Genomic DNA, 18,799 nt, shown 5'->3' on the forward strand with positions numbered 1-18,799 from the left:
CGGCTTCAGCCGGGGGAGGAAACGGACCGCCCGCGTAGCGGGGCAGGGGACGGCGGGTCGTCGTAGAGACGGACCGCCGGTTACCAACCGCCAGCAAATGGTCACAATCTGATGATGTATCGTGTGATTCGTGCGGACCACTTCCGTGAAGCGGGCGTTCAAGTTCCGTTTCTATCCGACCGATGCGCAGGCGGCTGAGCTGTCGCGCACGTTCGGGTGCGTGCGGAAGGTCTACAACCTGGCGCTGCAGGCGCGTACGGACGCGTGGCAGCAGCGGCAGGAGCGCGTCAACTACAACGCCACCAGTGCGATGCTGACGGCATGGAAGAAGACCGAGGAACTGGCCTACCTCTGCGAGGTTTCCTCCGTTCCATTGCAGCAGGCGCTGCGGCACTTGCAGGGTGCGTTCGTCAACTTCTGGGGGAAACGGGGGAAGTACCCGCGTTTCAAGTCCCGGAAGAAGTCCTGCAAGTCCGCCGAGTACACGTCCTCCGCGTTTCGGTGGCGGGACGGTCGGCTGACGCTGGCGAAGATGGCCGAGCCTCTGCGCATCGTGTGGTCCCGGCCTCTGCCCGAGGGCAGTACACCGACCATGGTCACCGTGTCGCAGGACTCGGCCGGACGCTGGTTCGTGTCGGTGCTGTGCGACGACCGCCCGGCGCCGATGCCGGTGACGAACGCCGCTGTCGGTATCGATGCGGGCATAGCGTCGCTGCTCGTCCTGTCCAGACCGATCGAAGGTCTGACGGACGGGCGCGGGAAGATCCGCAACCCGAGGCATGAGCGGAATGACCGGCAGCGCCTCGCGAAGGCTCAGCGGGATCTTGCGCGCAAGGCCAAGGGATCGAAGAACCGGGACAAGGCCCGGTTGAAGGTCGGCCGGGCGCATGTCCGGATCGCCGACCGTCGCAGGGACTTCCTACACACGGTCACCACCGCTCTCGTGCGTGAGAACCAAACGCTCGTGATCGAGGACCTGACCGTGCGGAACATGCTGAGGAACCGTACTCTGGCTCGCGCGATCGCCGATGCGTCGTGGTCGGAACTGCGGAGCATGCTGGAGTACAAAGCGGTCTGGTACGGGCGGGAGCTCGTGGTGATCGACCGCTGGTTTCCCTCCTCCAAGCTGTGCAGTGCCTGCGGTATCTTGCGAGGCAGGATGCCGCTCAACGTCCGTGAGTGGACGTGTGACTGCGGGACGACCCACGACCGGGACGTGAACGCGGCGAAGAACATCCTGGCCGCCGGGCTGGCGGTTGCCGCCTGTGGAGACGCTGTAAGACCTCAACGGAGCACTCCGGGCGGGCGGTCGTCGGTGAAGCAGGAAGTCGTCCCACCGCAGCGCACACTCGCAGCGGCTCAGCCGCGAGGCTGAGGGGAATCCCCCTCGTTCACGAGGGGGAGGAAGTCAAGAGTGCGCAGGCTACTGGACGTGGCCGTGCGGCGCCGGCCCCGCACCGGGCCCTCGCCTGCGCTGACCGGCCATCAGGGGGAATCCGCGCTGCAGGAAGCCGACCACTAGCGTCACCGCGCGCACCGCCGCCGCCCCCGTCGCCGTCCGGCGGGGTGCCGTGACCGGGCAGGACGCCGTGTGGGTGACCGTCACGCGACAGTGAAGGGAGCTGGTGGGGCCCGGGGCGCGGCTTCGCCCGCCAACCCGGGGAACCCCACCGGAAATTGAGCGGAAGAGCCCCGAACCCCCCTGTTAGGGTGACCCGATGTCATCGGTCAAGCAACTCCAGGTCACCTTCGACTGCGCGGACCCCGAACGCGTCGCCCGTTTCTGGTGCGAGGTGTTGGGCTACGTAGCACCGACGCCGCCGGACGGGTTTGCCACCTGGGACGATTTCAACCTCTCACTGCCGCCGGAGAAGCGGGGTGCGTGGTTCGCGTGCAGTGACCCCACGGGGGTGGGCCCGCGCATGTACTTCCAGCGCGTTCCCGAAGGCAAGGTCGTCAAGAACCGGGTGCACCTCGACGTACGGGTCGGCACCGGACTCGTGGGCGAGGAGCGCGTGGCCGTACTCGAGGCCGAATGCGCCCGACTGGTCGCACTCGGCGCGGTACGCGTGCAACTGCTGACCGCCGATGACGAGAACGAGTCGTGCCTGGTGATGCAGGACGTCGAGGGCAACGAGTTCTGCCTCGACTGAGCCGCCTTCCCTGCCGCAGCCGCCACGCCGCCACACCGCCGCCCCGGTCGGGGGTGGCGGCGTGCGAGCACCCTCAGCTTCCCGGTGCCGATTCCCCGGTGCCGAACTCCCGGGTGTCGAACTCCCCGGTGCGGACGGCGGTGACGAAGGAGTGCCGGGCGGGGGAGGGGGAGACGAGGGCCGGGCCTGCGATCGTCAGGATCCCTTGGCGTCCTCGGCCGGGCGGCGATCGTTCAACTGGGCGAGGGAGCCGACGTACTTGAGCATCAGGCGGGCGAACTCCAGGCGGTCGTGCTCGGCCCAGTCGGCGGTGATGTACTCGAACGCCGCACGCTGGTGGCGCCGGAAGCGCGCCATGAGGTCGGCGCCTTCGGGGCTGAGCAGGAGGACGGTGCGGCGGCCGTCCTGCTGGGAGGCGGCACGGGTCAGGTAGCCGGCCTTGATGTTGTCGGTGACCATCCGGCTGGCGACCGAGGGGTCGACGCCGAGGAGTTCGGCCACCGCTCCGACGGTGATCTCCTTGTCGGAGTCCCGGGTGTGCTCCAGGACGATGTTCAGGACCAGGGTGCGGCTCAGGTCCTTGGCCGAGACGGGGTTCTCGACCTCCAGCAGCGAGGTGCGGCGCAGTTTGGAGAACGCGGGGCCCACGGCGTTCAGCAGTTCCTCGGCCGTCTGCGGCTCGTTCGTCGTCATGCACCCATCGTAATGTCCGTGAGCTTTGGAAGGCATGTGTTGACGTGAAATTACGTGCATGCAATCATGCATATGTCTTCGAGCAAGCTTCGTGAGCCTCCGGGAGTTTTCATGACCATCCTCATCACCGGCGCCCGTGGCAAGGTCGGCCAGGCCGTCATCAACCGCCTGCACACCGCCGGCCTTCCTGTCCGCGCCGCCAGCGCCAAGCCCGCCGAGCTGGCCGTCCCGACCGGCGTCGAGGTCGCCGAAGTCGACCTCAGCCGGCCCGAGACCTTCCCGGCCGCGCTCGACGGCGTGCGCCAGGTCTTCCTCTACCCCCAGCCCGAGGGCATCGACGCCTTCGCCGAGACCGCACGGGCCGCCGGCGTCGAGCACGTCGTACTGCTGTCCTCCTCCTCGGTTCTGGCCCCCGACGCCGAGACCGACCCGCTGGCCTCGCACAGCCTCCTCGTCGAGCGCGCCCTGACCGCCAGCGGCCTGCCGTGCACCTTCCTGCGCCCGGACGCCTTCGCCAGCAACGCCCTCGGCTGGTCCCACTTCATCGGGCACGGCCTGCCGATCCAGCTCGCCTACCCCGAGGCGCACATCGCGCCCATCCACCCCGAGGACATCGCCGACATCGCCGTCGCAGCCCTGACCGACACCGCCCGCCGCGGGCGCGCGCTCACCCTCACCGGCGGCGAATCCCTCACCTTCCGCGAGCAGATCGCCGTCCTGGCCGAGGTCCTCGGCCGCGACATCCGCGTCGACACGATCACCCACGAGCAGGCCGAGCAGCAGATGAGCCGCTTCATGCCGGCCCCGATGGTCTCCTCCCTGCTCGCCCTGTGGGCTGCCGCGTCCGCAGGCCCCGCCCCCATCGCCGACACCACCCGAACCCTGCTCGGCACGCCCGCGCGCACCTTCCGGCAATGGGCGACCGACAACGCCGCCGCGTTCACCACGCGCTGACCGCCGCCGCTCCCGCGCCCCGCCCCGCCCCGCGCGATCCCGACCTCACTGAAGGACCATCACCGTGAAGCCCATCGGCTACTGGCTCAATCGCACCGACAAGGCCCTCACCCGCTCCATGAACGGCATGCTCGACGAGTTCGGCCTCACCCGGACCGCCTGGCAGGTCCTCAACGTCATCCGCGACACGCCCGACGCCGCCGACACCGACGTCCACACGGCCCTCGCACCCAACGCCGACCTCCCCACCCTGACCGCCGCCATCGACACCGCTCTCACCGACGACTGGGCCACCCGCCCCGCACCCGGCCGGCTGGTGCTCACCGAGAACGGCCGCCGGCGCCTCGCCGCCGTCGAGGACCGGATCAGCGCCTTCCGCGAACTGTCCATGACCGGCATCACCGCGCAGGAGTACCACACCGCCGTCAGCGTCCTCGAACGCATGACGCACAACCTCGAAACCCGCTGATCACGATCGTCGACCGGGCGTCAACGGCCAGCGTGCGGAACCGCCACCAAAACCGGGGGGACGGGTGCGCCCTGGTGCCGGCCCGCACCCCCGCTGCCCCCGAAGGGGCGGCCGCTTTCCTCCCGTGCCCCTCGCCTCCGCCGTGCCCGTCAAGCTGACCGCCGCCGAGCACCAACCAGCGGACGAAGACGGCCTCCGGCCACAGGACCCCGCACCAGACCCGGCAGCGAGCAACCATCGTGCCGCCGGCCGCCCCGGGGGCGCTCCAACACCCGGACAGCCGCGCAGACGTGGCCACCCGTGGACACCGTGCGCACCGGCCGGGGTGGCGGCCTGCGAGCACCGTCAGCCGGTACCGAATTCGCCCGCGCGGACGGCGGTGACGAAGGACTGCCAGGCGGGGGAGGGGAAGACGAGGGCCGGGCCGCTCGGGTCCTTGGAGTCGCGGACCGGGACGATGCCGGTGAAGCCGTCTGCCACTTCGACGCACTCGCCGCCGCCGCCGCTGTGGGTGCTCTTGCGCCAGGTGGTGGGGGAGTTGCTGTCCATTGCGGGTCCCTCCTGATCGAGTGGGTGGAGTGGGAAGTCGGCAGAGCCGACTTCCTGCGCGGGGTGGGGTATGACCACCACCTCGCCGGCATCACCGCAAGGTTGGCCCGTCTGTCGCCTGGCTGCGGCGCACAGGCGGGATCACTCGGCGTCGAATTCGCCGGTGCGGATGGCGGTGACGAAGGACTGCCAGGCGGGGGAGGGGAAGACGAGGGCCGGGCCGCTCGGGTCCTTGGAGTCGCGGACCGGGACGATGCCGGTGAAGCCGTCTGCCACCTCGACGCACTGGCCGCCTTGTCCGCTGTGGGTGCTCTTGCGCCAGGTGGTGATGTGGGCGGGGTCCATGGCGGGCCTCCTGGTCAGGCTGTGCGAACGGAGTGGGAAGTCGATGGGGACGACTTCCCACTCCGGAGTGAAGTAGGCCTGTCAGGCGCCGAATTCGCCAGCGCGGACAGCGGTGACGAAGGACTGCCAGGCGGTGGCGGAGAAGAGCAGGGCCGGGCCGTTGGGGTCCTTGGAGTCGCGCACGGGCATGGCGCCAGGGAAGCCGTCAGCGACCTCTACACAGCCGTTCGACCCGCCGCTGTAAGTGCTCTTTCGCCAGCCAGCGTTGGTCAGGTCAACGTGCATCCTCATAGTCCTTCCGTACCGCTCGGATCATCTCCATCGATGCGGCCTGGTTCAGTGCCTCGATCTGCAGCCGATCGTAGCCCCTGGCAAGCGGAAGGACAGTGTTGATATCGCGGTCGAGGTACCCGCGCAGCTCGGTTTCTGTGTATCCGAGTACTTTGCGGTCGGGCATGGTCAGGAGAATCACGGGAAGGGTGAACGGGCGGTCCTCGCCCAGGGAGAACGGGGCTACCTGGAGAAGGACGTTCGGAGACATGGCGAACTGCTCAAGGTGCAGCAGCTGCTCGATCATGACCTCGGTCCCGCCAACGGGCCTACGCAGACAGCTCTCGTCGAGAACTGCGTGAAGCAGCGGCGCCGGTGTGCGGGCCATAAGCTGCTGGCGAGTCATGAGGAAGTTGACCCGCTCCTCCGCCTGTTCGGAGGTTGCGGTTCCGCGCCTGACGTTGGCGGCTTCCCAGGCGCCGGCGTAGGCCTGGGTTTGCAGTAGTCCGGACACGATGTCGATTGAGAACAGTCGCACCTCTGCGGCCCGGTTCTCGTAGTTGGCGTACTCGGGGAAGCCTGGCACCAAGGCTGTGTGCTTGTGCTGCCACCACATCAGCATCAAAGTCCCGCCCGTTTCCAGGACTTCATCGGCCTTGGTAGCAAACTTTTCACTCGGGGGTCGACGTGCAAGTTCAACGAACGAGACGTACGAGGCGCTGACTCCGCACTTGCGGGCGAGCTGGAACTGCTTGAGGCCCTTCGCCCTGCGTGAGTTGCGGAGTTGGACCGCGAAAGGGGCCCAGGGGCCGGACGCCGGGTCGATTTCCTTGATGTTCACCATGGCTGCTCCAAAACAACGCGCCCACGAGGTCAAGTCGTTTGCCGCTTCCGATGCTAGGTGACGCCGGGCCACCATGTGCACAGAACGTGAAACGCCGATCGCGGAGGGTTCTTCCATGGCTCAAGATCAGGTTCCCCGCACCCACGGGTACGGGGTGCGCTTTGACCCCGAGGTGCAGCGCTACCGGGTCCGTAACGAGATCACGGGGGAGTGGATGCGTCAGGATTCCGGTGAGTTGGCGTCCTTCACCTTCTTCGGTGACGCCTACAGTGCCTGGCAGGTCTTCGAGGTGCACAAGCGGCCGGGGGAGAGGTGATGCCTTCCCCGCTCGCCCGTGTGACCGCCGAGCAGCGGCGGCAGGTCGCGTCCGTCGTCGAAGACCTCGTGTCCGTGCTTGCCCTGGGCGGGGTGAAGTTGCCGTCCATCGCCGTGGACTGGGAGTACGGGCGCAGGACGGGCAACTACCTCGTCCGGCTCGGTTCCGCCGGTCCGCTGGAACTCCTGCGCATCCTCGACCTGCTGCGCAAGGGGCTGCGCTACGAGCGCCTCACGTATGACGACTGAACTCCTGGCCCGCCTGCTGTGGTGGGCGGGCTTCTCTCTCGTCCTCTTCGCCGCCGTCAGAAAGTGAACTGTCCCATGCGTGACCCCCGCCTCCTCGCCAAGCCGCCGGTGTGCCGGCTCGGCTGTCTCGTTCTCGTCCGTAACCGGCGCGGGGAGGTCCTGCTCGTCGACCCGGACTACATGGACGGCATGATCCTGCCCGGTGGCTCCGCGAAGCCGAACGAGCCGCCGAACGTGGCGGCCGCCCGGCACCTGCATGCCGAGACCGGTCTGCACCTGCGCCTGAGCGACCTCGTCGCCGTCGACTTCACCCCGGCCGACCGCCACCTGGAGCGCCTCAACCTGGTGTTCGACGGCGGCACGGTCCGCGACGACACCCGCCTGACCGTCCCGCCGCAACATCGCAGCGGCCTGCTCGGCGCCCGCTTCGTCCCCGTCCGGGAGCTGCCCAGCCGCATGGCGCCCTCGCAATGCGCCCGCGCCATGGAGGCGTTGGCCAACCGCACGCTGCCCGTCCTCCTCCACGGCCAACGCGCCGCCTGAGGTCAGGGCGCCAGCACCAGCCGCCCCCGCAGCCCGCCCGCCGCCAGGCGCTCGTGCGCCTGCCCGGCCCGCTCCAGCGGCAGCGTGTCCGCCACTCGCAGGGTCAGGCGGCCCTCGCCCGCGAGTGCGGCGAGCCGGCCCAGGGCGGGCCCGTCGGCGGTGATCCACACGTTCGCGACCCGGATCCCGCGTAGCCCCACCGGTGCGCTGGCGCCCGCGACCGCGACGAACGCGCCGCGTCCGCGTACCGCGCCCAGCGCCCGTACGCCCAGCAGTGCCGCGTCGATCGCGCCGTCGACCCCGCCGGGCACCAACTCCCGTACGGCCGCCGCCACATCGCCTGCCGTGCGCGGCACGAACCACTGCGCGCCCAGTCCGCGTACCAGTGATTCGTCCCCCGCCCCGGCCTGCGCCACCACCCGCAGGCCCCGCAGCGCGGCCAGTTCGACGGCGAAGCCGCCGACGGCGCCCGCCGCGCCCGTGACCAGCAGCGTCGACCCGGCGGGCAGGTCCAGCAGGTCGAGGGCCTGCAGCGCGGTGAGGCCGTTGAGCGGCAGTGTCGCCGCCTGCTCGAACGTGACGTTCGCCGGGATGGCGGCGAGGGCGTCGGCGTCCAGGACGGCGTGGTCGGCGTAGGCGCCGAGGTCCACGTCCAGGCGGTCGCGCAGCCCCGCCACCCGCTGCCCGGGCGCGAAGCCGGCGACGTCCGGCCCGACCGCGTCGACCGTCCCCGCCAGGTCCCAGCCGATGCCCGTCACCGCGCGGGGCGCCATCAGCCCGGCCTCGGCGAGGACGCCGGCGCGGGTGACCGCGTCCACCGGGTTGACCCCGGCCGCCGCGACCCGCACCCGCACCTGCCCGCGCCCCGGCTGCGGCAGCGCCACCTCGACCAGCTCCAGCGCCCCGGGGCCGCCGAACTCCCGTACCACCACGGCACGCACCACACCACACTCCTCGAGATCAGGGGGGAACACCGCCCCATGCCGTCCAACACCGCCCAACCTAAGGAGAGCTACTCTCCACGGGGAAGCACGCACCCCGAGGTGCGTACCGCACGGCAAGGAGAGAGCCCGTGTCGCCCACCATGACCGCCGCCCAGCGCCGCGCCGCCGCAGCGGCCGGCTTCGACGCCTACCTCGCCCAGTGCCCGGCCCGCCAACTCCTCGACCGGATCGGGGACAAGTGGACCAGCCTGGCCGTCAACGCCCTCGCCGGCGGCCCGCAGCGCTACAGCGACCTGCGCCGGCGCCTGGCCGGGGTGAGCGAGAAGATGCTCACCCAGACCCTGCGCGCGCTGGAACGCGACGGCCTGCTCACCCGCACCGTCACCGGCGGCGTCCCGGCCCGCGTCGACTACGAACTCACCTCGCTCGGCCGGGACTTGCTTCCGCTGATGCAGTCGATCAAGACGTGGGCGGAGTCCCACATGCCGCAGGTGCTGCAGGCCCGCGCCGCGTACGACGACGGGCGCGGCACGCCGGTGTGAGCCGCGGTGCCCGTGACGGCTTCTTTCGGGTGATCGACGGGCGCGATGCCCGCCTGTGGACGGAGGTGTGTGGCACGTTGGCGAACGGTACTCCCGCACATGAGGAAAGGCACAGGTGGGCTCGTGGTGACTCGGACGGAGCGCGACCGCTTCCAGGCGATGTTCAGGAAGGTCGACGTCGACGGTGACGGTGTGATCGAGCAGGTCGACATCGACCAGTTGACCCAGGGCGTGCTGGCGCGGGCCGGCGCCGTCCCGGGGTCCGCGACCTGGCGTCGGGTGACCGGCTTGAGCAACAGGATGTGGCAGACGCTGCGAAGCGGTGCCGACGCGGACGGGGACGGGAGGGTCACCGCCCGCGAGTTCGTCGCCGCCTACCGCCGTCCGGAGTTCCTCGACCAGGTCGCCATCCCGTTCGAGCTCGCCGTCCTGGAGGCGGCCGATGCCGACGGCGACGGCAGGATCTCGCTGGCGGAGTGGCTGTCCTGGCAGGGCGACAAGGGCCTCTCCCAGGTCGAAGCCCTCCAGGAGTTCCAGCAGATCGACGCCGACGGCGACGGTTTCCTCACCCGCGATGAGTGCGCCCAGCACGTCAAGGAGCCCTACACCGCCCCGTAGGGCAGCCCCGTAGGACACCCGGGCCCCCCTGCGGGACGGCGCGTCAGCTGCCCTGGTCTGCTCGCGGCCGCGCCTCCGTGACGGAGAGGATTCGCATGGATACGGTGGGTGGTGATTCGTGCACCTCGAGGCTTGGGAGCCCATCATGACCACTGAGGAACTTGCCAAGTTCTACGCCCTGCTGACCATCCTGGAGCCGCAGACGCAGACCTGTATCCAGGCTGCCCGCCTCGCCGAGGTGGGCACGGCGGGTGGCGGCGACACCGACACCACGGTGGTGAAGCAGCTGAAGATGCACGCCGACAAGATCACCGCCGAACTGGCCTCGGTGAGCCCCGAGAAGCTGCAGCGCAAGGCGGAGACGATCGCCAAGTTCCTGGTCTAGTCCGCACGTTGTTCCCGTTGGCCCGCCGGCTTCCTGTGCCGGCGGGCCAACGCACGTGCGGGGCGGGCGCTCCGACTTGGCCCTGCCGCAGGTGCTGCAGGCCCGGGCGGGCCGGTCAGGTCAGGGCGGCGGCCAGGCGTTCGGGCAGGGTGGCGTACGGGCGGCAGTCGACCACGGGCAGGGCGTGGGCGGCGGCCCGGTCGGCGAGCCAGGCGGAGTAGCGGGCGCTGACGGCGGCGCGCTCGCGTTGCGGGCCGCAACCGGGCTCGCGCTCGGCGTAGTTGGCGGCGATGCGCTGCGGGTCGCCCTCGTGGAGGAAGACCGCCCGTACCCGCCGTCCCTGCCCGGCGGCCTCGGCGGCGGCGCGGGCGGCGGCGTCCGGGGTGAGGTAGTCGCCCTCGACGATGGCGGGCACGTCGACGGTGAGCCGGTTGCGCACGACGCCGAGCAGGGCGTCGTCCAGGGCGTGGGCGGTGGCGATCTGCGACTGGAGGACGCGCTCGGCGCTCCTGGCCTCGTCGGGGGCCTCGTCGGGGGCCGAGAAGTCGGGGTCGGAGAAGTCGGGGGCGGAGAAGTGGTGCAGGCCGGGGTGGGTGGCCGGGGTGGTGGCGGCCTGCAGGGCGGCGACGATGTCGTCGAACTCCACCGTGAACGCCCCGTGCCGGGCGGCGAGTCGGGCGGCGGCGCGGCTCTTGCCGATCCCGGAGGCGCCGCCGATCAGCAGGACGTCCCACGGGCTTTCGTCGGTGTGCATACGGGCACGGTAAGCGGTTCGGGGTGGGGTGGGCTCGGTGGGGTGGGGGAGGCGGCCGGGGCGCGCCTTCCCGGCCCGGCCCCCGGCGCCCGACAGCCGGCCCATGGCCCGGTCCGTGGTCCGCCGCCCGCACCCCGTCGTGCGGGTGGCGGAAGCGGCGGCGGAAACGGGCGGCGGAAGCGGGTGGCGAGCGGACGCCGGAAGCGGGCAGCGGAGGCGGCGGCCGGCGCGGTCAGGTGCGGTCAGGCGCGGTCGTGGGTGGTGGCGCGGCGTACGGCCCAGGGCAGGACGAACCACAGGGTGGCGAAGATCAGCGCGATGACGCAGGTGATCGGCACGGCCACCGCCGCGCCGAGGATGACGTCGAGGACGAGCAGGACGGCGCCGGTCAGTGCGCAGGCGAGCAGCAGCAGGCCGGCCTGGGCGATGCGGGCGGAGACGGTGACGATCCGTTCCTTGCCGGGGTGGCGGTACAGGCCGCGGTGCAGGGCGACGGGGGTGGCGAGGACGGCCGCGGCGACGACGGCCAGCAGCAGGGTGGCGACGTAGATGTCCTGCTGGGCGTCGGTGAGTTCGGCGAAGCGCGGGGTGAAGGCGACGCCGAGGAGGAAGGCGAAGACGATCTGCACGCCGGTCTGCAGCACCCGCAGTTCCTGCAGCAGTTCCACCAGGCGCCGGTCGGCCCGGACGGCGGGGTTCTCCCAGCCGGGCGGGGGAGGGGCGGAGGGCGAAGGGGAGTCCGGCGGGGGCGGCGTGCTGGTCATGGACCACATTGTCGACGGAGGTAGCGGCCGGTCGCGGGAGGCCGGGGGGTGGCCGGTGGCGGTGGCGGTGGCGGGCGCGCGGGCCCGGCGCGGTCACCGGTCGTGGGCCGCCTGCCCGGTGCCGTCCAGGCGGGCCTGCCAGGCGGTGAGCAGGGTCTGCAGGGCGGCGGCCTCCTCGGGGTCCAGGTGGGCGAGCAGGCGGTGCTCGTTGCGCATGTGGGCGGTGAACGCCTCGTCGATCAGGCGCCGGCCGGCGTCGGTGAGGGCGACGACGCGTCCGCGCCGGTCGTCCTCGGCGGGGCGGCGGGTGACCAGTCCGGCGCGTTCCAGGCGGTCGATGCGCTTGGTCATCGCGCCGGTGGTCACCATCGTGTGGGCGGCGAGTTCGCCGGGGGCCCGTTCGTACGGGGCGCCGACGCGGCGCAGTGCGGCGAGCACGTCGAACTCGCCCTCGCCGAGGCCGTAGCGCTGGTAGACGAGGGCGAGCTCGGCGGTCAGGCGGGCGGCGAGGCGGTGCAGGCGGCCGATGACGGCCTGCGGGGAGACGTCGAGGTCGGGGCGTTCGCGCCGCCACTCGGCCTGGATCTGCGCGACGTGGTCGCCGGGGTCGCGGGGGGCGGCGTGGGCGGCGTGGTCGGCGTGGTCGGTCTCCATGGCAGCCAGTGTAGCGCGGATAGCTTCCCGAGAAGCTATATTGTCTTCCATGGAAGCCAATGTGCGGTGGGTGCTGCCGACCGCCCTCGCCCCCCTCACCTGGGGCGCCAACTACTACGTCACCCACGCCTACCTGCCCGCCGACCGCCCGCTGTGGGGCGCCGTCCTGCGCGCCCTGCCCGCCGGCCTGCTCCTGCTCGCCCTCGCCCGCCGCCGCCCGCACGGCCCGTGGTGGTGGCGCAGCGCCCTGCTCGGACTGCTCAACACCGCCGTCTTCTTCGTCCTGCTCTACCTCGCCTCCCAACTGCTGCCCACCAGCGCCGCCGCCACCGTCATGGCCGCCTCCCCGTTGGCGATGCTGCTCACCGCCTGGGTGCTGGCCGGCCAGCGCCCGCGCCGCGCCCACCTGGCGGGCGCCGTGGTGGGCCTGGCCGGAGTCGCGCTGGCCCTGTTCGGGGGACTCGGCACCGGCGGCGCCATCGGCTGGGCCGGGCTGGCCGCCTCGGCGGCGGCCATGCTCGTCTCCTCCGTCGGCTACGTGCTCGCCGCCCGCTGGCGAGAGGGCGCCGACCCGCTGGCCGCCACCTCCTGGCAGCTGACCGCCGGCGGCCTGATGCTGCTGCCGCTGGCCGCCGCCACCGAGGGCGCGCCCCCGGCGATGGACACCTCCACCCTGCTCGCCTTCGCCTACACCACCCTGATCGCCACCGCCCTCGCCTTCACCTGCTGGTTCGCCGGACTGCGCCACCTGCCGGCCGGGACGGTGGGGCTGCTCGGGCTGCTCAACCCGCTGGCCGGGGTGCTGCTGGGCACCGCGCTGGACGGGGACCCGTTCGGGGTGCGGCAGGGGGCGGGACTGGTGCTGGTGGCGGTCGGGATCCTCCTCGGACGGCCGCGCGGGCGGTCGGCGCAGCCCTCGTCGGCCGAGGCCGCCGCCGAGCCTTCCGCCGGCGCGCGCTTGCCCGATGATCGGGTCGCGTGATCTGCTGGCGCCAGCATCGCGTGCCGGTGACGGACTGCGTCAGGCATGGAGGTGCGGAACCGAAGGGACCGCCACCCGTGGCCTCCCCCGCCGGCGGCCGTACGGCCGCCCTCAGTCTTCAACTCTCCCGCGCGCACCAGGACTTGCGCCGCCGCCTCGCCGACGTCCGCTCGAACCTCGGCCGGCCCCGCCCGGACGGCGACACGCTCCTCACCCACTGCCTGGCCTTCTGTACCGCCCTGACCAACCACCACCAGGGCGAGGACAGCGGCCTCTTCACCCAACTCCTGCACGAACGCCCCGACTTGGCGCCGACCGTCGCCAAACTCGTCGAGGACCACGGGTTCATCCCCGCCATCCTCGCCCGCGTCCGCGACCTCGCCGAACAGGCCGCCCACCTGTCCGATGCCGACCCGGCCCACCTGGAAGCGATCGGACGCGAACTCGACGGCCTGGCCGCCATCATGGACTCCCACTTCGGCTACGAGGAACGCGCCATCGGTGCCGCCCTCGACGCCGGGGTGCCCGACGACGGCTGGTCCGCGCCGGTGCTGCGCTTCGCGGCCCCGCAGAACCCGCCGCCGCAGAACCCGCCGTCGTAAATCCCCGCTGCCGGAAAACCGCTGCCGGGAAAACCGTTGCCGGTAAACCGCCGTCGTAAAACCCGTCGCCCCGCCCGGCCCGCCTTCCCTACACTCGCCACGCAGCCGCGCCGCGCCACGCCGTGCGGCCGACCGTGCCGACGGACGAGACGAGAGAGGGGGCGAGCGGCCGTGCCGAAGCAGAGCGCCGCCGCCCCCTCTCCCGCGTCGCGGTACGAGGTGATCCTGGTGTCCCCGTCCTCCCGGTGCCCGCTGCGCGGCCGGCACCGGAGCAGTGCCGCCACCGTCTGAACCCCGGCATCCACGGCCCGCACGGGCCCGCCAGGAAAACGCACCTGACGTGTCGTCAGCACCGCCGAATCGCGCGCCCACCCGCAGGAAAACGCCTCGAAAGGCACCCGGGCCATGCGCACCGACACCACCGCCTCCGCCATTGCCGCCGTCCGCAACCTCGGCATCCTCGCCCACGTCGACGCCGGCAAGACCACCGTCACCGAGCGGATCCTCTACCTCACCGGCACCACCCACAAGCGCGGCGAAGTCCACGACGGCACCACCGTCACCGACTTCGACCCCCAGGAACGCGACCGCGGCATCACCATCTTCGCCGCCGCCGTCAGCTGCGCCTGGGCCGGACACCGGATCAACCTCATCGACACCCCCGGCCACGTCGACTTCGCCGACGAGGTCGAACGCTCGCTGCGCGTCCTGGACGGCGCGGTGGCGGTGTTCGACGCGGTCGCCGGCGTCGAGCCGCAGAGCGAGTCCGTCTGGCGCCAGGCCGAACGCCACGGCGTGCCCCGCATCGCCTTCGTCAACAAACTCGACCGCGCCGGCGCCGACCTGGACACCGCCGTCGCCTCCATCCGCGAACGCCTGCACCCGCGCCCGCTCGCCGTCCAACTGCCCATCGGCACCGAGGAGTCGTTCACCGGCGTCGTCGACCTGCTGCACCTGCGCGCCCACACCTGGCACGACGACGGCACCCCGGCCGCCGAGGGCCCGGTGCCCGCCCACCTCGCCGACCAGGCCGCCCAACGGCGCCGCGCCCTGGAGGAGGCCGTCGCCGAACTGAACCCCGAAGCCCTGGAGGAGTTCTGCGCCCACGGCGCCGTCACCGCCGCCACCCTCGCCACCGCCCTGCGCGAACTCACCCGCACCGGCGAGGCCGTGGTCGTGCTGTGCGGCTCCGCCTACCGCAACCGCGGCATCGAACCCCTCCTGGACGCCGCCGTCGCCTACCTGCCCTCCCCGCTCGACGTCCCGCCCGTCCGCTCGGCCGACGGCGCGCAGCAGCGCACCGCCGACCCCGAACAGCCCCTGACCGCCCTGGCGTTCAAGGTCGTCGCGGCCCCCACCGGCCGCCTCACCTACCTGCGCCTGTACGCCGGCACCCTGCACAAGGGAGCGACCGTGCTCGACACCGCCACCGGACGCCGCGAACGCGTCGCCCGCATCCTGCGCGTCATGGCCGACCGCCACACCGAGACCGACCACGCCCGCGCCGGCGACATCGTCGCCGTCATCGGCCCCAAGACCGCCCGCGTCGGCGCCACCCTGTGCGACCCCGACCACCCCGTCCTCCTGGAGGCACCCGTGAGCGCCGAACCGGTCGTCACCGTCGCCGTCGAGGCCCGCCGCGCCACCGACACCGACAAACTCGCCGCCGCCCTGGCCCGCCTGGCCGAGGAGGACCCCTCGCTGCGCCTGGCCACCGACCCCGAGACCGGGCAGCGCACCCTGTCGGGGCTGGGCGAGCTGCACCTGGAGGTGGCGGTGGAGAAGGTGCGGCGCGACAGCGGCATCGAGGCGGTCACCGGACGGCCGACGGTCGCGCTGCGCGAGGCCCTGGTCGAGGGCGTGCGCGGCTTCGTGTACCGGCACGCCAAGCAGGACGGCGGCGCGGGCCAGTTCGCGCACCTCGTCCTCGACGTCCACCCGCTCGCGGACGGCAGCGAGGGGGAGTTCGGGTTCGCCTCCACCGTCACCGGCGGGCGCGTGCCGCGCGAGTACGTGCAGGCCGTCGAGGCCGGCTGCCGTGACGCCCTCGCCGAGGGCCCGCTCGGCGGCCACCCGGTCACCGGCGTCGCCGTCACCCTCACCGACGGGGCCACCCACCCCAAGGACTCCTCCGAGCTCGCCTTCCGCACCGCCGCCCGCCTCGGACTGCGCGAGGCGCTGCGGGCCTCGCGGATGCGGCTGCTGGAGCCGGTCGCGGAGGTGACGGTCACCGTGCCCGAGGACGCGCTGGGCACCGTCCTCGGCGACCTCGCCGCCCGGCGCGGCCACGTCCGGGCCACCACGGCCGGACGCGGCGGCACCGCGCAGGTGAGCGCGCTGGTGCCGCTGGCCGAACTGTTCGGCTACGCGAGCCGCCTGCGCGGGCGCACCCAGGGCCGCGGCACCTTCACCACCCGCCCGGCCGGCTACGCGCCCGCGCCGTCGCCCTCGCCCGTGAGCGCCGGCTGAGCCCGGTGCCCGGCCCTCCCCTCCCCGGGAGGGCCGGGCACCGGCCCGCACCCGACCGACGCGCCCGGGCCCCGGCCCCTACAGCGCCCCGGCCTCGGCCGCCGCCCACGCCGACGGGTACAGCGGCCGCCAGCCCAGGTCCCGGCGCGCCGCGGCCGTCGACACCTGGCCCTCCCACGGGTCGAACGGCGCATCCGGCGAACCGCCCGGGTGCGTCAGGCCGTTGAGCGCGTGCAGGTCCCAGGCCGTCAGCGGCGCGTCGTCGCACACGTTGTACGTACGCCCCTCGATCCCGGGCACGGACACCGCCCGCCACAGCGCCTGCGCCACGTCCGCGTGGTGCACCACCGCCAGGCGCTGGTGCGCGGGCCAGTCGGCGGCCCACTGCAGCGACTGCGCCAGATGCGGATCGCCCTCCCCGTACACGAACGCCAACCGCGCCACCACCAGCGGAAGTTCGTCGCCCAGTGCGCGCAGCCCGGCCTCCGCCTGCGCCTTGGACGCCGCGTACACCCCCCACGCCGGATCCGGCGCCGGCCGGTCGTCCTCCACCGCGGGGCGTCCCAGCCCCCGCCCGTACACCAGGTTCGTACTGGTGTGGACGAACCGCGCCACCCCCGCCTTCGCCGCCTCCCGGCCCAGCGCCACCGCCGCGTCCCGGTTGACCGCCCACGCCGTCTCCTCCGGCACCCCGCGCAGCGCCGCCGCGACGTTCAGCACCACCTCGGCCCCGTCCAGCGCCCGCGCCCGGTCCGCCTCCTCGCACAGGTCGCCGACCACCACCTCCACGCCCGGCCCCGCCAGTACGGCCGCCTTCGCCGCGTCGCGTACCAGCACCCGCACCGCCGAGCCGTCCGCCCCGGCCCACCGCACCAGCCGCGGCACCAGCCGGCTCCCGACCGAACCGGTCGCGCCCGTCACCAGGATTGTCGCCATCGCCCGTCTCCTCCAGGGAATTTGCCGTCCTCCGACACCCACCACCCTGTCCGCGGCGCGGCAGGCCCGCCAGAGACCTCCCGATCCAGGGACCGCCGATCCCCGGCTGGGGCCCGGGCGATCGGGCCTGAGTGGTCAGCCAGCCGCCATCCACTCCTCCATCCCTGATCTTGCGCGAGTATCCCCGGATTCAGCTGGGGAGGGGAGCGAGTTCATTGCCGGGGGCGCGGAGAGCCGGAATTCTGCGTGTTGTCAGTGGGGCGAGTTATGTTGATGGCACCGACCGAAGGGGGTGGGCCGAATGATTCGTGCGTACAAGTTCCTCCTGCGGCCCACCGTGCGCCAGGCGCAGGCGCTCGGCGAGATGCTGCGGGATCACTGCTCGCTGTACAACGGGGCGTTGCAGGAACGTCGCGGCGCCTACCGGCACCCGTCGAAGGCAAGCGTCACGTACGGGATGCAGTCCGTGCAGCTCAAGGAGATCCGGGCGTTCGACGCGGAGCGGCAGGGCCGCTGGTCGTTCTCTTCGCAGCAGGCGACGCTCCGCCGCCTGGACAGGGCGTTCGCCGCGTTCTTCCGCCGGGTCAAGTCTGGTGACACACCCGGCTACCCGCGCTTTCGGGGTGTGAGCTGGTTCGACACTGTGGAGTTTCCCAAGGACGGCGACGGCTGCCGGTGGGACTCCACCCCATGCGACCCCGTGACCCGGGTCCGGTTCCAGGGCGTGGGGCACGTCAGGGTGAACCGGCACCGTCCGGTAGTCGGCAGGGTCAAGACCGTCAGCGTCAAGCGCGAGGGCAAGCGTTGGTATGTGGTGCTGACAGCCGAGCAGGCCGCGCCCGAGCCGCTGCCGGCGACGGGCAGCGCGGTCGGCATCGACATGGGCATAGCAAACTTCCTCGCCGACTCCAATGGCGGGTTCGTGCCCAACCCCCGCCATGGCCGGAAGGCCGCTTCGAAGCTCGAAGCCGCGCAGCATGCCCTGTCCCGGTGCAAGCAGCGGAGCAACCGCCGCCGCAAGGCCGTTCAGCGCGTCGCCGACCTGCACCGCAAGGTCCGCCGTCAACGGCTTGACCACGCCCACAAGGCCGCCCTCGGCCTGGTCCGTGCGCACGACTTCATCGCGCACGAAGACCTCAAGGTCCGCAACATGGTGCGCACCCCCGCGCCAAGGCCCGACCCCGACCGGCCGGGCGGCTTCCTGCCCAACGGTGCGACGGCGAAGGCCGGGCTGAACAAGTCGATCAACGATGCCGGATGGGGGGTGTTCCTGACGATCCTCACCGCCAAGGCTGAAAGCGCCGGACGGGAAGTGATCGCCGTGAACCCCCGCAACACCTCCCGGACTTGTCCCACATGCGGGCACATCACAGTGGAGAACCGGCCCACCCAGGAGACCTTCCACTGTGTCGCCTGCGGCCACAAGGCCCACGCCGACACAGTGGGAGCCACCAACGTTCTACGGGCCGGGCTGGCCCGTCGCGAAGCCGTACCGGTATAGCGAGAAGCCCCCGGCTCCCGCCGGAGGAGGAGTCACCTGCAGGAAGACCTCCTGGTGGGTCGCGCGGGCCGTGGCGACCAGCGGGTCCTGCGGGCCGCGTCTGAAGGCCGAGGCGGCCCGGTCGACCCGGGCGAGGTACTCGTCGCGGGTGATCGTGCCGTCGCCGTCGCTGTCCAGCATCGTGAAGATGCGCCGCTTCGCCTCGTCCGACATATCGTCACCATCCGTTCGTAGCAGGGAGTTTTACGACCGGAACGCTATCGG

25 protein-coding genes are annotated in these 18,799 nt (G+C 72.1%); 14 read left to right on the plus strand and 11 right to left on the minus strand.

The window, feature by feature from the left end; genetic code table 11:
• Positions 1–130 precede the first annotated feature (130 nt).
• Both ACZ51D_RS25895 and ACZ51D_RS25900 read left to right on the plus strand, forming a co-directional pair.
• Complete coding sequence (locus ACZ51D_RS25895; protein ID WP_465614990.1) at positions 131–1,375, plus strand: RNA-guided endonuclease InsQ/TnpB family protein; 1,245 nt, start codon at positions 131–133, stop codon at positions 1,373–1,375.
• A gap of 343 nt (positions 1,376–1,718) precedes the next feature.
• Positions 1,719–2,153 (plus strand): VOC family protein, encoded by a 435-nt coding sequence (locus ACZ51D_RS25900; protein ID WP_465614991.1) that lies wholly within the window; start codon positions 1,719–1,721, stop codon positions 2,151–2,153.
• A gap of 195 nt (positions 2,154–2,348) precedes the next feature.
• On the opposite strand, the gene ACZ51D_RS25905 is transcribed toward ACZ51D_RS25900, so the two are convergent.
• On the minus strand, positions 2,349–2,846 hold the full coding sequence (locus ACZ51D_RS25905; protein WP_465614992.1) for a MarR family winged helix-turn-helix transcriptional regulator: 498 nt from the start codon (positions 2,844–2,846) through the stop codon (positions 2,349–2,351).
• Between the two features lie 111 nt (positions 2,847–2,957).
• Between ACZ51D_RS25905 and ACZ51D_RS25910 the strand changes: the two genes are divergently transcribed.
• Positions 2,958–3,800: an SDR family oxidoreductase gene (locus ACZ51D_RS25910; RefSeq protein ID WP_465614993.1), complete on the plus strand. Its 843-nt coding sequence runs from the start codon at positions 2,958–2,960 to the stop codon at positions 3,798–3,800.
• Positions 3,801–3,864: 64 nt separating this feature from the next.
• On the plus strand, positions 3,865–4,269 hold the full coding sequence (locus ACZ51D_RS25915) for a MarR family winged helix-turn-helix transcriptional regulator (RefSeq protein WP_465614994.1): 405 nt from the start codon (positions 3,865–3,867) through the stop codon (positions 4,267–4,269).
• A gap of 345 nt (positions 4,270–4,614) precedes the next feature.
• On the opposite strand, the gene ACZ51D_RS25920 is transcribed toward ACZ51D_RS25915, so the two are convergent.
• The 4 genes from ACZ51D_RS25920 to ACZ51D_RS25935 all read right to left on the minus strand — a co-directional run bounded on the left by ACZ51D_RS25920 (position 4,615) and on the right by ACZ51D_RS25935 (position 6,277).
• Complete coding sequence (locus ACZ51D_RS25920) at positions 4,615–4,818, minus strand: DUF397 domain-containing protein (RefSeq protein ID WP_465614995.1); 204 nt, start codon at positions 4,816–4,818, stop codon at positions 4,615–4,617.
• A 141-nt stretch (positions 4,819–4,959) separates the two neighbouring features.
• Complete coding sequence (locus tag ACZ51D_RS25925; protein WP_465614996.1) at positions 4,960–5,163, minus strand: DUF397 domain-containing protein; 204 nt, start codon at positions 5,161–5,163, stop codon at positions 4,960–4,962.
• Positions 5,164–5,244: 81 nt separating this feature from the next.
• Positions 5,245–5,454, minus strand: a complete 210-nt coding sequence (locus ACZ51D_RS25930) for a DUF397 domain-containing protein (RefSeq protein WP_465614997.1) — start codon at positions 5,452–5,454, stop codon at positions 5,245–5,247.
• Positions 5,438–6,277 carry a helix-turn-helix domain-containing protein gene (locus ACZ51D_RS25935; protein WP_465614998.1) on the minus strand — a complete coding sequence of 280 codons (840 nt, stop codon included), beginning with the start codon at positions 6,275–6,277 and terminating at the stop codon, positions 5,438–5,440. The genes ACZ51D_RS25930 and ACZ51D_RS25935 overlap by 17 nt, the downstream gene beginning before the upstream one ends.
• A gap of 115 nt (positions 6,278–6,392) precedes the next feature.
• Between ACZ51D_RS25935 and ACZ51D_RS25940 the strand changes: the two genes are divergently transcribed.
• The 3 genes from ACZ51D_RS25940 to ACZ51D_RS25950 all read left to right on the plus strand — a co-directional run bounded on the left by ACZ51D_RS25940 (position 6,393) and on the right by ACZ51D_RS25950 (position 7,384).
• Positions 6,393–6,593: a hypothetical protein gene (locus ACZ51D_RS25940; protein WP_465614999.1), complete on the plus strand. Its 201-nt coding sequence runs from the start codon at positions 6,393–6,395 to the stop codon at positions 6,591–6,593.
• Positions 6,593–6,841: a hypothetical protein gene (locus ACZ51D_RS25945; protein ID WP_465615000.1), complete on the plus strand. Its 249-nt coding sequence runs from the start codon at positions 6,593–6,595 to the stop codon at positions 6,839–6,841. Before ACZ51D_RS25940 ends, ACZ51D_RS25945 begins: the two co-directional genes overlap by 1 nt.
• A 75-nt stretch (positions 6,842–6,916) precedes the next feature.
• Complete coding sequence (locus ACZ51D_RS25950) at positions 6,917–7,384, plus strand: NUDIX domain-containing protein (protein ID WP_465615001.1); 468 nt, start codon at positions 6,917–6,919, stop codon at positions 7,382–7,384.
• Between the two features lie 2 nt (positions 7,385–7,386).
• On the opposite strand, the gene ACZ51D_RS25955 is transcribed toward ACZ51D_RS25950, so the two are convergent.
• Entirely contained in the window at positions 7,387–8,325 is a 939-nt protein-coding gene (locus ACZ51D_RS25955) for an NADP-dependent oxidoreductase (protein ID WP_465615286.1), read from the minus strand.
• 143 nt (positions 8,326–8,468) lie between these two features.
• Between ACZ51D_RS25955 and ACZ51D_RS25960 the strand changes: the two genes are divergently transcribed.
• The 3 genes from ACZ51D_RS25960 to ACZ51D_RS25970 all read left to right on the plus strand — a co-directional run bounded on the left by ACZ51D_RS25960 (position 8,469) and on the right by ACZ51D_RS25970 (position 9,873).
• Positions 8,469–8,870, plus strand: a complete 402-nt coding sequence (locus tag ACZ51D_RS25960) for a winged helix-turn-helix transcriptional regulator (protein ID WP_465615288.1) — start codon at positions 8,469–8,471, stop codon at positions 8,868–8,870.
• Positions 8,871–8,993: 123 nt separating this feature from the next.
• Positions 8,994–9,488 carry an EF-hand domain-containing protein gene (locus ACZ51D_RS25965; RefSeq protein ID WP_465615002.1) on the plus strand — a complete coding sequence of 165 codons (495 nt, stop codon included), beginning with the start codon at positions 8,994–8,996 and terminating at the stop codon, positions 9,486–9,488.
• Positions 9,489–9,633: 145 nt separating this feature from the next.
• A complete protein-coding gene (locus ACZ51D_RS25970; protein WP_465615003.1) occupies positions 9,634–9,873 on the plus strand; it encodes a hypothetical protein in 240 nt (79 codons plus the stop codon).
• Between the two features lie 115 nt (positions 9,874–9,988).
• On the opposite strand, the gene ACZ51D_RS25975 is transcribed toward ACZ51D_RS25970, so the two are convergent.
• The 3 genes from ACZ51D_RS25975 to ACZ51D_RS25985 all read right to left on the minus strand — a co-directional run bounded on the left by ACZ51D_RS25975 (position 9,989) and on the right by ACZ51D_RS25985 (position 12,045).
• On the minus strand, positions 9,989–10,627 hold the full coding sequence (locus ACZ51D_RS25975; protein WP_465615004.1) for an AAA family ATPase: 639 nt from the start codon (positions 10,625–10,627) through the stop codon (positions 9,989–9,991).
• Positions 10,628–10,869: 242 nt separating this feature from the next.
• Complete coding sequence (locus ACZ51D_RS25980; protein WP_465615005.1) at positions 10,870–11,391, minus strand: DUF6328 family protein; 522 nt, start codon at positions 11,389–11,391, stop codon at positions 10,870–10,872.
• 93 nt (positions 11,392–11,484) lie between these two features.
• On the minus strand, positions 11,485–12,045 hold the full coding sequence (locus tag ACZ51D_RS25985; protein ID WP_465615006.1) for a MarR family winged helix-turn-helix transcriptional regulator: 561 nt from the start codon (positions 12,043–12,045) through the stop codon (positions 11,485–11,487).
• Positions 12,046–12,094: 49 nt separating this feature from the next.
• Here ACZ51D_RS25985 and ACZ51D_RS25990 point away from each other — a divergent pair, with 49 nt between their 5' ends.
• From ACZ51D_RS25990 to fusA, 3 genes are all read left to right on the plus strand, one after another.
• The gene (locus tag ACZ51D_RS25990; protein WP_465615007.1) at positions 12,095–13,027 is read left to right on the plus strand and encodes a DMT family transporter; all 933 of its coding nucleotides are present in this window, start codon (positions 12,095–12,097) and stop codon (positions 13,025–13,027) included.
• Between the two features lie 77 nt (positions 13,028–13,104).
• Positions 13,105–13,629: a hemerythrin domain-containing protein gene (locus ACZ51D_RS25995; RefSeq protein ID WP_465663655.1), complete on the plus strand. Its 525-nt coding sequence runs from the start codon at positions 13,105–13,107 to the stop codon at positions 13,627–13,629.
• 405 nt (positions 13,630–14,034) lie between these two features.
• Positions 14,035–16,098, plus strand: a complete 2,064-nt coding sequence (gene fusA / locus ACZ51D_RS26000; RefSeq protein ID WP_465663656.1) for an elongation factor G — start codon at positions 14,035–14,037, stop codon at positions 16,096–16,098.
• A gap of 78 nt (positions 16,099–16,176) precedes the next feature.
• Here fusA and ACZ51D_RS26005 read toward each other — a convergent pair whose 3' ends face one another.
• Entirely contained in the window at positions 16,177–17,034 is an 858-nt protein-coding gene (locus ACZ51D_RS26005; RefSeq protein WP_465615010.1) for an NAD-dependent epimerase/dehydratase family protein, read from the minus strand.
• A gap of 301 nt (positions 17,035–17,335) precedes the next feature.
• Between ACZ51D_RS26005 and ACZ51D_RS26010 the strand changes: the two genes are divergently transcribed.
• Entirely contained in the window at positions 17,336–18,535 is a 1,200-nt protein-coding gene (locus ACZ51D_RS26010; RefSeq protein ID WP_465615011.1) for an RNA-guided endonuclease InsQ/TnpB family protein, read from the plus strand.
• On the opposite strand, the gene ACZ51D_RS26015 is transcribed toward ACZ51D_RS26010, so the two are convergent.
• Positions 18,494–18,748, minus strand: coding sequence for a hypothetical protein (locus ACZ51D_RS26015; RefSeq protein ID WP_465663657.1), 255 nt, complete (start codon positions 18,746–18,748; stop codon positions 18,494–18,496). The genes ACZ51D_RS26010 and ACZ51D_RS26015 overlap by 42 nt on opposite strands.
• Positions 18,749–18,799 lie beyond the last annotated feature (51 nt).

It is taken from the genome of Kitasatospora sp. NPDC033851, assembly GCF_055576085.1.

Coding starts and splice junctions, on each gene's coding strand:
- ACZ51D_RS25900 (WP_465614991.1), top strand. CDS start 1,719: ATGTCATCGGTCAAGCAACTCCAGGTCACCTTCGACTGCGCGGACCCC.
- ACZ51D_RS25905 (WP_465614992.1), bottom strand. CDS start 2,846: ATGACGACGAACGAGCCGCAGACGGCCGAGGAACTGCTGAACGCCGTG.
- ACZ51D_RS25910 (WP_465614993.1), top strand. CDS start 2,958: ATGACCATCCTCATCACCGGCGCCCGTGGCAAGGTCGGCCAGGCCGTC.
- ACZ51D_RS25920 (WP_465614995.1), bottom strand. CDS start 4,818: ATGGACAGCAACTCCCCCACCACCTGGCGCAAGAGCACCCACAGCGGC.
- ACZ51D_RS25925 (WP_465614996.1), bottom strand. CDS start 5,163: ATGGACCCCGCCCACATCACCACCTGGCGCAAGAGCACCCACAGCGGA.
- ACZ51D_RS25930 (WP_465614997.1), bottom strand. CDS start 5,454: ATGAGGATGCACGTTGACCTGACCAACGCTGGCTGGCGAAAGAGCACT.
- ACZ51D_RS25935 (WP_465614998.1), bottom strand. CDS start 6,277: ATGGTGAACATCAAGGAAATCGACCCGGCGTCCGGCCCCTGGGCCCCT.
- ACZ51D_RS25940 (WP_465614999.1), top strand. CDS start 6,393: ATGGCTCAAGATCAGGTTCCCCGCACCCACGGGTACGGGGTGCGCTTT.
- ACZ51D_RS25945 (WP_465615000.1), top strand. CDS start 6,593: ATGCCTTCCCCGCTCGCCCGTGTGACCGCCGAGCAGCGGCGGCAGGTC.
- ACZ51D_RS25950 (WP_465615001.1), top strand. CDS start 6,917: ATGCGTGACCCCCGCCTCCTCGCCAAGCCGCCGGTGTGCCGGCTCGGC.
- ACZ51D_RS25960 (WP_465615288.1), top strand. CDS start 8,469: ATGACCGCCGCCCAGCGCCGCGCCGCCGCAGCGGCCGGCTTCGACGCC.
- ACZ51D_RS25970 (WP_465615003.1), top strand. CDS start 9,634: ATGACCACTGAGGAACTTGCCAAGTTCTACGCCCTGCTGACCATCCTG.
- ACZ51D_RS25975 (WP_465615004.1), bottom strand. CDS start 10,627: ATGCACACCGACGAAAGCCCGTGGGACGTCCTGCTGATCGGCGGCGCC.
- ACZ51D_RS25980 (WP_465615005.1), bottom strand. CDS start 11,391: ATGACCAGCACGCCGCCCCCGCCGGACTCCCCTTCGCCCTCCGCCCCT.
- ACZ51D_RS25985 (WP_465615006.1), bottom strand. CDS start 12,045: ATGGAGACCGACCACGCCGACCACGCCGCCCACGCCGCCCCCCGCGAC.
- ACZ51D_RS25990 (WP_465615007.1), top strand. CDS start 12,095: ATGGAAGCCAATGTGCGGTGGGTGCTGCCGACCGCCCTCGCCCCCCTC.
- fusA (WP_465663656.1), top strand. CDS start 14,035: ATGCGCACCGACACCACCGCCTCCGCCATTGCCGCCGTCCGCAACCTC.
- ACZ51D_RS26005 (WP_465615010.1), bottom strand. CDS start 17,034: ATGGCGACAATCCTGGTGACGGGCGCGACCGGTTCGGTCGGGAGCCGG.
- ACZ51D_RS26010 (WP_465615011.1), top strand. CDS start 17,336: ATGATTCGTGCGTACAAGTTCCTCCTGCGGCCCACCGTGCGCCAGGCG.
- ACZ51D_RS26015 (WP_465663657.1), bottom strand. CDS start 18,748: ATGTCGGACGAGGCGAAGCGGCGCATCTTCACGATGCTGGACAGCGAC.